10 protein-coding genes are annotated in these 11,016 nt (G+C 30.2%); all 10 read left to right on the top strand.

Features of this window, described 5'->3' with window-relative positions; translation table 11 throughout:
• Nucleotides 1-135 precede the first annotated feature (135 nt).
• Nucleotides 136-1,227: an alanine--glyoxylate aminotransferase family protein gene (locus tag I4U58_RS09365; protein ID WP_195931037.1), complete on the top strand. Its 1,092-nt coding sequence runs from the start codon at nt 136-138 to the stop codon at nt 1,225-1,227.
• A gap of 68 nt (nt 1,228-1,295) precedes the next feature.
• Nucleotides 1,296-2,231 (top strand): D-2-hydroxyacid dehydrogenase, encoded by a 936-nt coding sequence (locus tag I4U58_RS09370; RefSeq protein WP_195931038.1) that lies wholly within the window; start codon nt 1,296-1,298, stop codon nt 2,229-2,231.
• Between the two features lie 19 nt (nt 2,232-2,250).
• Nucleotides 2,251-3,498, top strand: a complete 1,248-nt coding sequence (locus I4U58_RS09375) for a DUF1015 family protein (protein WP_195931039.1) — start codon at nt 2,251-2,253, stop codon at nt 3,496-3,498.
• Nucleotides 3,499-3,618: 120 nt separating this feature from the next.
• On the top strand, nt 3,619-4,218 hold the full coding sequence (locus tag I4U58_RS09380) for a GNAT family N-acetyltransferase (RefSeq protein WP_195931040.1): 600 nt from the start codon (nt 3,619-3,621) through the stop codon (nt 4,216-4,218).
• Between the two features lie 147 nt (nt 4,219-4,365).
• Nucleotides 4,366-5,025 carry a DUF1638 domain-containing protein gene (locus tag I4U58_RS09385; protein ID WP_207743855.1) on the top strand — a complete coding sequence of 220 codons (660 nt, stop codon included), beginning with the start codon at nt 4,366-4,368 and terminating at the stop codon, nt 5,023-5,025.
• Nucleotides 5,026-5,251: 226 nt separating this feature from the next.
• A complete protein-coding gene (locus tag I4U58_RS14270) occupies nt 5,252-5,683 on the top strand; it encodes a MarR family transcriptional regulator (RefSeq protein ID WP_195931041.1) in 432 nt (143 codons plus the stop codon).
• Nucleotides 5,684-5,699: 16 nt separating this feature from the next.
• Entirely contained in the window at nt 5,700-7,079 is a 1,380-nt protein-coding gene (locus I4U58_RS09395) for an MATE family efflux transporter (RefSeq protein ID WP_195931042.1), read from the top strand.
• 287 nt (nt 7,080-7,366) lie between these two features.
• On the top strand, nt 7,367-7,801 hold the full coding sequence (locus I4U58_RS09400) for a MarR family transcriptional regulator (protein ID WP_195931043.1): 435 nt from the start codon (nt 7,367-7,369) through the stop codon (nt 7,799-7,801).
• A 66-nt stretch (nt 7,802-7,867) separates the two neighbouring features.
• On the top strand, nt 7,868-8,425 hold the full coding sequence (locus I4U58_RS09405) for a nitroreductase (RefSeq protein ID WP_195931044.1): 558 nt from the start codon (nt 7,868-7,870) through the stop codon (nt 8,423-8,425).
• A 380-nt stretch (nt 8,426-8,805) separates the two neighbouring features.
• Nucleotides 8,806-10,830, top strand: a complete 2,025-nt coding sequence (locus I4U58_RS09410) for a YgiQ family radical SAM protein (RefSeq protein ID WP_195931046.1) — start codon at nt 8,806-8,808, stop codon at nt 10,828-10,830.
• Nucleotides 10,831-11,016: the final 186 nt, after the last annotated feature.

Raw genomic sequence — 11,016 nt, forward strand, 5'->3', positions numbered from 1 at the left:
ATATAAAAAAATTTATATGTATCAAATACTCAAAAATATTGACAAATTAAGGAAATAATCATACTATAATTATTAAACAAAGTAATTATTATTTTGATAATAAAAAATTAAACTATTTAAGAAAGGAGGCTTATTATGAGTAAAAAATTATTTATACCAGGACCTATAGACGTTAGTGAAGATGTATTAGAACAAATGGCTACACCAGTTATAAGTCATAGAAGCAAAGAAGCATCAGAACTTCAAAAAAGTATAACAGAAAAAGCTAAAAAATTATTTTACACTGATAATGAAATATTATTATCAACATCCTCCGGAACTGGCTTAATGGAAGGATCCATTCGATGTTGCACATCAAAAAGAGCAGCAGTATTCTCCTGTGGTTCATTCGGAGATAGATGGCACAAAATGGGTATAGCTAATGGTGTTCCAACAGATTTATTTAAAGTTGAATTAGGGCAGGCAATAGAACCAGAAATGATCGATAAGGTACTTGCAACTGGCAAATACGATTTAATAACTGTAACTCATAATGAGACTTCTACAGGCATAAGAAATCCAATTGAAGATATTGGTCAAATCCTAAAAAATTATGACGATATAGTCTACTGCGTAGATACAGTTAGTTCAGCGGGAGGAATAAAAATCCCCGTCGATGAAATTGGAATAGATATTTGCATAACATCAGTTCAAAAAGCAATTGGCTTACCACCTGGTATGTCACTTTGCACATTTTCTGAAAAAGCTAAAAAAAGAGCAGAAAAAGTACCAAACCGAGGAGTATATTTTGATTTACTATCTATGTATGAGTATATCAAAAAGAAAAATTATCAATACCCTTCAACTCCATCCCTTTCACACATGTTCGCTTTAAATTATCAATTAGAAAAAATCTTAAAAGAAGGCCTAGAAAACAGATTTAAAAGACATGAAGACATGGCTAAAATCGTTAGAAATTGGGCTGAGGAACACTTCGAAATCTTTACAGATAAAAATCATTTATCAAATACTTTAACAGTAGTAAAAAATACCCAAAATATAGATGTATCTGAATTAAATGAAGAATTACAAAAACGCGGATATTTAATTGCAAATGGATACGGTGACCTAAAAGACAAGACATTTAGAATTTCACACATGGGAGATTATACTCAAGAAGATATAAGAGATTTATTGAAAAATATTGATGAGATATTAGGATTTTGCCCCGAAGTAGTAAGTTTTTAGAAAATAAGAAACCATAACTTACCAGGGTGTTAATGATAAAGTGGAAAAGGATTTTGGAGGTATAGAAAATGTGTAGAATATTAGTAGCTGATGGAATGAATAAAGAGCAAATAGAAAACTTAAAGGAATTAGGATTTGATGTAATAGATGAATATTATGATGGTGAAGAACTTGGATTAATGTGTCAAGATGTTGATGCTTTAGTTATTCGTTCAAAAAATAAAATCACTAAAGAAATAATAGATAAAGCCTTAGAAGGAAACGCAAGACTTAAATTAATAATCAGAAGTGGTGTAGGTCTTGACAATATAGATGTCAAATATGCAACTCAAAAGGGAATAAAAGTTATGAATACACCATGTGCAAGCACTAGATCAGTAGCAGAACTTACAATTGGTCAAATCATAACAATAGCTAGATTTGTAAATATAGCTAATGTAACTATGAGAGACGGTGAGTGGAATAAAAAACAATATATAGGAACAGAAATCTTTGGTAAAACATTAGGAATAATAGGTTTAGGTAGAATAGGTAAAGAAGTTGCAAGATTAGCAACAGCATTAGGTATGAAAGTAATATACTATGATATATTAGGAAAGATGGAAGGATGTCAAAAATACAAATTCTGTAGCTTTGAAGAAGTATTAAAAAACGCAGACTTCTTGACAATACACATACCTTATGACCCAGAAAAAGGTTACTTAATAACTAAAAAAGAATTCGATTTAATGAAAAAAGGCGTATACTTTATAAATAATGCTAGGGGGGCTCTAGTGTGTGAACGCGACTTAATAGATGCATTAGACGAAGGTAAAATAGAAGCTGTAGCTATGGATGTTTATGAAAATGAACCTAATGTAAACCTAGAATTAGTTAATCACCCAATGGTATCTCCAACTCCTCATATAGGAGCATCAACAGTTGAAGCTCAAGATAGAATAAGCAAAGAAATAGTAGAATTGTTAGTTGAATATTTTCAAGATGATGAAAAGATAGCATTATAGATTTCAGGGGGAAAGATAAATGGCAATAGTAAAACCTTTTAGGGCAATTAGACCAGCAAATAATTATGTTGATATGGTGGCAGAATTACCATATGACGTTATGAATAGAGAAGAAGCTAAAGAAATGGGTAATAAAAATAAATATTCTTTTATCCATGTAGACAGAGCTGAAATAGACTTAGATGATGAAATTGATGAACATGATGAAAAAGTTTATCTTAAAGCTAGAGAAAATCTAAATAAATTTAGAGAAAAAAACATACTAATTAAAGAAAAGCAAGAATGTATATATATCTATAGAGAGATTATGGATGGCAGAGCACAAACAGGCATTGTTGCATGTGTGTCTGTTGATGACTACATCAATGGAATTATTAAAATTCATGAGTATACAAAACCTGACAAAGAATTAGACAGAACAAACCATATAAAATACTGCAATGCAAATACTGGTACAATTCTTCTTACTTATAAAAACAGAAAAAAAGTAGACGAAATCATAAACTTCTACGTTAAAAATGAAATTCCAATATACGATTTTATTAGTGATGATGAAGTACGTCATACAGTTTGGAAAATTTATAGAGAAAATGATTTAAAAGATATAGTTAATGAATTTGATAAAGTACCTTATTTATATATAGCTGATGGCCACCATAGAGCTGCAGCTGCAGTAAATATCGCCAAAGAAAAGAGAGAGCAAAATCAAAATTATACAGGTGATGAAGAGTTTAATTACTATATCGCTATGATAGCTCCCCAAGATAATTTAGAAGTTTTAGACTATAATAGAGTAGTAAAAGACTTAAATGGAAATACAAAACAAGAATTTATAGATAAAATAGCACAAAAATTTAATATCGAAAAAATACCAGATAAAAAACAATATAAAGCGAATAAAAAAGGCGATGTAGGTATGTTTTTAGATGGAGATTGGTACAAAATTGAATTTGGAGATAAATATACAAAGGTAGATGATGAAGTTAAATCTTTAGATATATCAATCTTACAAGATAATATCTTAGACGAAATTTTAGGAATAAAAGATCCTAGAAGAGATAAGAGAATAGATTTTGTGGGAGGAATTAGAGGTATTGATGAACTCGAAAAAAGAGCAAATAGCGATATGGAAGTAGCATTTGCAATGTATCCAACTGGGCTTGATGAGCTTATAGCAGTTGCAGATGCAAATAAAATAATGCCTGCAAAATCAACTTGGTTTGAACCAAAAGTAAGATGTGGGCTATTTTTACATGAATTAGATTAGGAATTATATAATTAATATAAAAAAGGATTTAAAGCTAAATTGGCGATAAATCCTTTTTTATATTTCAGAATATGATATATTAAAATTATTAGACAATTAAGATTTTAGAGGAGAGATACAATGAAAAATAGAGATGATATATTAAAAGATATAACATTTAGAATGGCAGATGTATCGGATGCAGAAGAATTATTAAGTATTTATAGACCTTATGTTACTGATACAGCGATTACTTTTGAATATGAGGTGCCTTCTGTTGAAGAGTTTAAAAATAGAATAAAAGAAACTTTAGAAGGATATCCATATATAGTTTGTGAATATAAAGATAAAATAGTTGGATATGCATATGCACATAGATATGGTGAAAGGGCTGCTTATCAATGGGATGTTGAGTTATCAATATACCTAGATATGAATTATAAAAGCTTAGGAGTAGGAAAATTACTATATAATAAACTTATAGAGATTGTAAAATTACAAAACGTAAGAAATATATACGCTTGTATTACTTCTGCTAATGAGAAAAGTTTAAAATTCCATGAAAAATTAGGATTTGAATTTATAGGTATATTCAAAAATACAGGATATAAATTTGATAGTTGGTATGGAGTAAACTGGATGGGAATTGCAGTTGGTGATATAAATGAAAAGCCAGAGCCAGTAAAAATGATAAATGAAGTAGATTCAAAATTAATAGAAAACATATTAACTGGTAAATAAGTTGATATTTAATGGATTATATCCATAAATGGACAACTTTCAATCAACTTTAAGTGTAGAAAAATAAATATTAAAATAATGTATTTAAGATAAATTTATTATAGAAATTGGGGTAAATTAAAGTTATTTTTATTAGGAGGGGTTATTTTGAAGACAGCAATATTAGCATGTAAAACTTTAAAACATGAGATTGAAAAAGCATGTAGGGATAATGATATCGACTATCCTATATATTGGGTAGAGTCAGGGCTACATAATTATCCTGAAAAATTACATAAAACAGTCCAAGAAGAATTGGATAAGTTACAAGATTTTGACAGGGTTATTATGACATTTGGATTATGTGGAAATGCACTATTGGGGATTAAAAGCAACAACCTTGAATTAATAATGCCAAAGGTAGATGATTGCATAAGTTTGATGCTCGGATCTGTGGATGAAAGACGAAAATATGGTGGGAAAAATGGTATGTACTTTTTGACTAAGGGTTGGATTGAAGGTGAGAGAAACCTTTGGGTAGAGTATCAATATACTATTGAGAAATATGGAGAAGAAACAGGCAAAGAGGTATTTGATATGATGCTAAATCACTATAAAACACTGGGGATAATCGATACAAAATGTTATGATTTAAGCGAAATAATGCCGCTTTGTAGAGAAATCTCAGAGACATTAAATCTAAAATTAAAAATACTAGAATATCCGATTGATTATATAGAAAAGTTACTTACTGGGCCTTGGGATGAAAAGAAATTTGTCGTTATCAAACCACATAACGAAGTAAAGGACTTCACATTGGAATTATAAGATCTAAAATAGAAAATCACCTAAAAATATTTATTGAAAAATAAGTAGTTTTAGGTGATTTTTTTGTGCAGAAATATGTAAAAGAACTAGATAAAATGTAAAAATTATATAATTAAAATTTAGGAAAGATAATTGACATTTATAATAAAAAAGATTAGAATTGTTAGAGTGCTAACATTAGGTAACTAACATTAGTTGGCTAACAAAAGAGAGGTGTGATTTCTTGGTGGATAGAATTGAGGTAATTGGTGTTTTACACAAAGTAGATAACCAAATAAAAAGAAAAATAGATCAAGTCGCACTAAAGCATGATTTAACAGGAATACAGGCATTTTTTCTAAAATGTATACATGATAAAAGTAGTGAGGGAGATTTATTCCAAAGAGATTTAGAAAAGATGTTTGATATTAGAAGGTCTTCTGTTTCAACTATGATTAGTTGCGTAGAGAAGAAGGGGTACATAAAAAGAGTAAGTATTCCTACTGATAAGAGAGTTAACAAAATAATTCTTACAGAAGAAGGTATGAAAAAGCATGAAGAAGTAGACGCTGATTTAAAGAAATACAAACAAGAATTATTAAAAGATTTTTCAGATGAAGAGATAAAACTTTTATATAACATTCTTGAAAGAATTTCAGACAGTACAAAAAAAGAATAAAATAGGAGGGCATATTATGGAACAAACAGCAGTTAGACAAGAGCAACCAGTCCAAAGAGAGAATAAAATGGGTACTATGCCAGTAGACAAATTATTATTATCTATGGCGTTACCTATGGTAGTATCAATGCTTGTTCAAGCATTATACAATATAGTTGATAGTGTTTTCGTTGCACAACTTAGCGAAAATGCGTTAACAGCAGTATCAATGGCATTCCCAGTACAAAACCTTATGATAGGTTTAGCAACAGGTATAGGGGTTGGGATGAATGCATTCGTTTCAAAAAACTTAGGACAACATAACCAAGAAGGCGTTAATAAATCAGCTCTTCACGGTATTTTCTTAGAATTTATAAATTATTTAATATTCTTATGTATAGGGTTATTTGCAGTACAAAAATTTATGCAAACTCAAACAAATATAAGTGATATAGTTGAGTCAGGAACAACTTACTTAAGAATAGTATGTATATGTTCATTTGGTATATTTACTCAAGTTGCATTTGAAAGATTATTACAATCAACTGGTAAAACACTTTTATCAATGACAACACAATTAACTGGGGCAATAATAAATATTATATTAGACCCAATTTTAATATTTGGTTTATTTGGTATGCCTAAATTAGGTATAGCAGGTGCTGCTATAGCAACAGTTATAGGTCAAATAGTTGCAGGTACATTTGCAGTAATACTTAACCTTAAGAAAAATAAAGAAATACATTTACATTTAAAAGGATTCAGACTAGAAAAAGAATATTTAGGAAGAATATTATATGTAGGTATTCCTTCAGTATTAATGGTAGCAATAGGTTCTGTTATGAGTTATGGAATGAACTTAATCCTTATGACATTCTCATCAACAGCAGTTGCAGTATTCGGAGCTTATTATAAACTACAAAGTTTTGTATTCATGCCAATATTCGGTTTAAATAACGGTATGGTTCCAATAGTATCATTTAACTTAGGTGCTAAAAACAAAGACAGACTTGTTAAAACTGTTAAATTAGGTGTTTGTTATGCTGTAGGAATAATGTTAATCGGACTTGTTATAATACAAGCAATGCCAGGAACATTATTAAAAATGTTCAACGCATCTGAACAAATGTTAATTATAGGTATACCAGCACTTAGAATAATCAGTGTGAGTTTTGTATTCGCTGGATTCTCTATAATAGCATCTTCAACATTCCAAGCATTAGGAAATGGTATATTAAGTATGCTAGTATCATTTGTAAGACAATTAGTGTTCTTATTACCAGCAGCATTTATATTATCAAAATTCGGAAATGTAGACCTAGTGTGGTTATCATTCCCAATAGCTGAAGTTGCTTCGGTTATAATGAGTGCGATATCTTTAAAATATTTATATAATAAAGTAGTAAAAGATTTATAAAATAAATTTAGATTATTTATATAAAAAGCCTGGCAGATTATCTGTCGGGCTTCTTTAAAATTTTAAGCAACGGAATCTCCGATTCGTTGGCGCCATGAGCGAAGCGAATTTTAAGCAACGGACGAAGTCGTTGGCGCCATGAGCGAAGCGAATTTTATTATTTACAGCAAAATAACAAATGGGTTAAATTGTATAAATGGGGGACAATTTATAAATATATAAGGTCTTGACGTAAAAAAATATAGGTGTTAAAATTTATTCGTTGTCGAACGAATGGGGGTTAAGATATGGAATTAGGTTGTATATTTAGTTATATAAACAAATTAGGAACTATATCTAATAAATTTATTACAAAGAGAATAAAAGAAGAAGGACTTCCAATATTACAAAACCACGCATTACTATTTTTTATACTTCCAGAGGACAAAAGTCCTTTGTTATTTAGTGAAATAGTCGATAGAGGAAAGATATCAAAATCTTCTTTATCAGACATTATAAATAAATACGAAAATTTAGGCTTAGTAAACAAAAGTATTTCTAATGAAGACAAAAGAAATCTATATATCAACTTAACTGACGATGGAATTAATGTAAAATCTAAGCTAGAAGATATAAAATACGAAGCTTTGGCTATAATGTTGGATGGATTTGATGAAAATCAAAAAGAGGCCTTTAAAGAATGTGTGAGCAAGGCTTTGATAAATATAAAAAAAGTGCTGTAAGGCATTTTTTTTAATAAACTATTCGTTCGCGTACGGACAATATTAAATAAACTATAGGAGAGCAAAATGAGAAGTACATTAGACGTAATCAAAGAGAGAAGATCTATAAGAAAATTTAAACCAGAACAAATCAAAGAAGAAGAATTACAAGCTATAATAGAAGCTGGTTTATATGCACCAAGTGCTATAAATAAACAAAGCTGGAACTTCACAGTTATACAAAATAAAGAAATATTAGATGAATTAAATGTAGCAACTAAAAACGTAGCTAAAAATTTAGAAAATGAAATGTTAAGAAAAATGGGTAGCAACGAAAAATACAACTGTTTCTATCATGCTCCAACAGTTATCTTAGTTTCAGGAAAAGACAACGAAAGATCAAAAGTAATAGACTGTTCAGCAGCTACTCAAAATATGTTACTTGCTGCTGAAGCATTAAATATAGGTTCTTGTTGGGTTGAACTTGTTAGTTTAGCATTCGTTGGACCACAAGCTCAAGAACTTAGAGAAAAATTAAACTTACCAGAAGGATACACTCCATTATATTCTGTATTACTTGGATATAAAGATATGGAAGGTAAGGCAGCACCAAGAAAAGAAAACACAGTACAATATATTAGATAATTTAATTTATAAATAATTAAAAGGCTATATAAAATAATTTAAAAGACGATTTAAAAATAATAAAAAATGATGTAGAGAAAATATAAACTCCTTTATGGCAAACTTGATGCTGTGAAGGAGTATTTTTTAGCTTGTATTTTGACTTGTATAGCATGTATGAAAGTCAAAAAAGTGGAAAATAATACAATGATAGGACTGTATTATTTATGGATAAAACTATATATAAATGATATAATTATAAGTCAGTCAAAAGAAATAAGTAAGAAACTTTAGGGTATCATAATATAGATTGATTTATTTTGATATATAAAAATTAGTTTTTTTACGTTATGTAAAATAGATGAGTATAAATTTTAATATTTAATTTAGAAAGTGGTGAGATAGTGAACAATAAATTTTTACCCATAAGCAGGGCAGATATGGAAGAGCGCGGATGGGACGAATTAGACTTTATAGTTGTAACTGCAGATGCTTATGTAGACCATCACAGTTTTGGTACTGCGATAATCTCTAGAGTATTAGAAAAAGAAGGTTACAAGGTTGGGATAATAGCACAACCAAATTGGAAAACTACAGACGATTTTATGAGATTAGGAAAGCCAAGACTTGGATTCTTAGTTAATGCTGGGAATATGGACTCTATGGTAAATCACTACTCTGTTAGTAAGAGAGCGAGAGACAAAGACCTTTATTCACCAGGCGGAAAAATGGGATACAGACCAGACAGAGCGACAATAGTATATTGTAATAAAATACGTGAAGCATATAAAAATATACCAATTGTAATCGGTGGTATTGAGGCGAGTCTTAGAAGGTTTGCTCACTATGATTATTGGAGTGATAGAGTTAGAAACTCAATATTAGTCGATTCTGGAGCGGATTTATTAATTTATGGAATGGGTGAAAAACCTATTGTAAATGTTGCAAATGCATTAAATGACGGATTTGACCCGAAATATATAAGTTTTATAGATGGAACTTGCTATTTAGCAGATAGTTTAGATGAAGTTTATGGCGATTATGTCTTACTTCCATCAATGGAGGAAGTGAGCACTGATAAAAAGAAATATGCAGAAGCTTTCAAAATCCAATATGATGAACAAGATCCATACAGAGGAAAGATGTTAGTTCAACAACATGGAGTGAAATACTTAGTTCAAAATAGACCAGAAAAACCTTTAAATAGAGAAGAATTAGATGCTGTTTATGCACTACCATATGCAAAAACTTACCACCCAATTTATGAAAGTATGGGCGGAATTCCTGCAATAAACGAGGTTAAATTCAGTATAGTAAATAACAGAGGATGTTTTGGTTCATGTTCATTCTGTGCGATAACATTCCACCAAGGTAGAGCAGTACAAAGTAGAAGTCACGAATCTATCTTAGAAGAAGCAAAAGAAATCACACATTTACCAGATTTCAAAGGATATATCCACGACGTTGGTGGTCCAACTGCAAACTTTAGAGGGCCTGCTTGTAAAAAGCAAGTAACAAAAGGTGCATGTAAAAATAGACAATGTCTTGACCCATCTCCTTGTAAAAACTTAGAGGTAGACCATACTGATTATATCGAATTGCTTAGAAAAGTTAGAAATGTGCCGGGAGTTAAGAAGGTATTCGTGCGTTCTGGTATTAGATATGACTATGTTATGGCGGATAAAGACAACAAATTCTTAAGAGAATTAATAAAACACCATGTAAGTGGTCAACTTAAAGTTGCACCAGAACACGTTGCAGAAGAAGTTCTTCAATATATGCAAAAACCAGCTGGTGAAACATATGAGAAATTTAGACAAAAATACTTTGATATAAATAGACAATTAGGAATGAACCAATACTTAATTCCTTACTTAATGTCATCTCATCCAGGCTCAACTTTAAGCAGTGCGATAGAGTTAGCTGAGTATTTAAGAGATATACATTATCAACCAGAACAAGTACAAGATTTCTATCCAACACCGGGTACATTATCGACTGCTATGTTCTATACAGGGCTTGACCCAAGAACTATGAAACCTGTTTATGTTCCAAAATCAAGAGAAGAAAAAGCAATGCAAAGAGCATTACTTCAATTCAGTCAACCTCGTAACTACGACTTAGTTCATAAAGCATTAGTCGAAGCGGGCAGAGAGGACTTAATCGGATTTGGTCCAAGATGTCTTATAAAACCAAGAGGAGAATTTAGAGATTTTGGAAATTCAAAAGGTGGAGATAAAAACTCTAAATCAAGCAAAAGTAGAAATAATAAAGACAACAGAAATTCAAATAATAAAAAATCTTCATCAAGAGGAAAAGATTCTAGAAATTCTGGTGGTAAAAATTCTAATATGAGAAATAATAGTGGTAAAAACTCATCAAAAGGAAAATCATCAGGAAAGAATTCAAAAAGAAGACCGAGATAATAAAACTAAAAGACGATTTAGATAAATAAAACTAACAAAAAAAGTAGGGTAGAGCCCTACTTTTTTGTTAGGTAGATATAAAATAGCTATATGATTATAAAAATATACTTATTATGGTATAATCTAAATAAAACGAAAAGGAGTTGAGAATATGAGAGGATTACTAGATCCAAAGATGGATTTCGT

The organism is Clostridium sp. 1001270J_160509_D11, from assembly GCF_015667935.1.
Lineage (GTDB): Bacteria > Bacillota > Clostridia > Peptostreptococcales > Peptostreptococcaceae > Intestinibacter.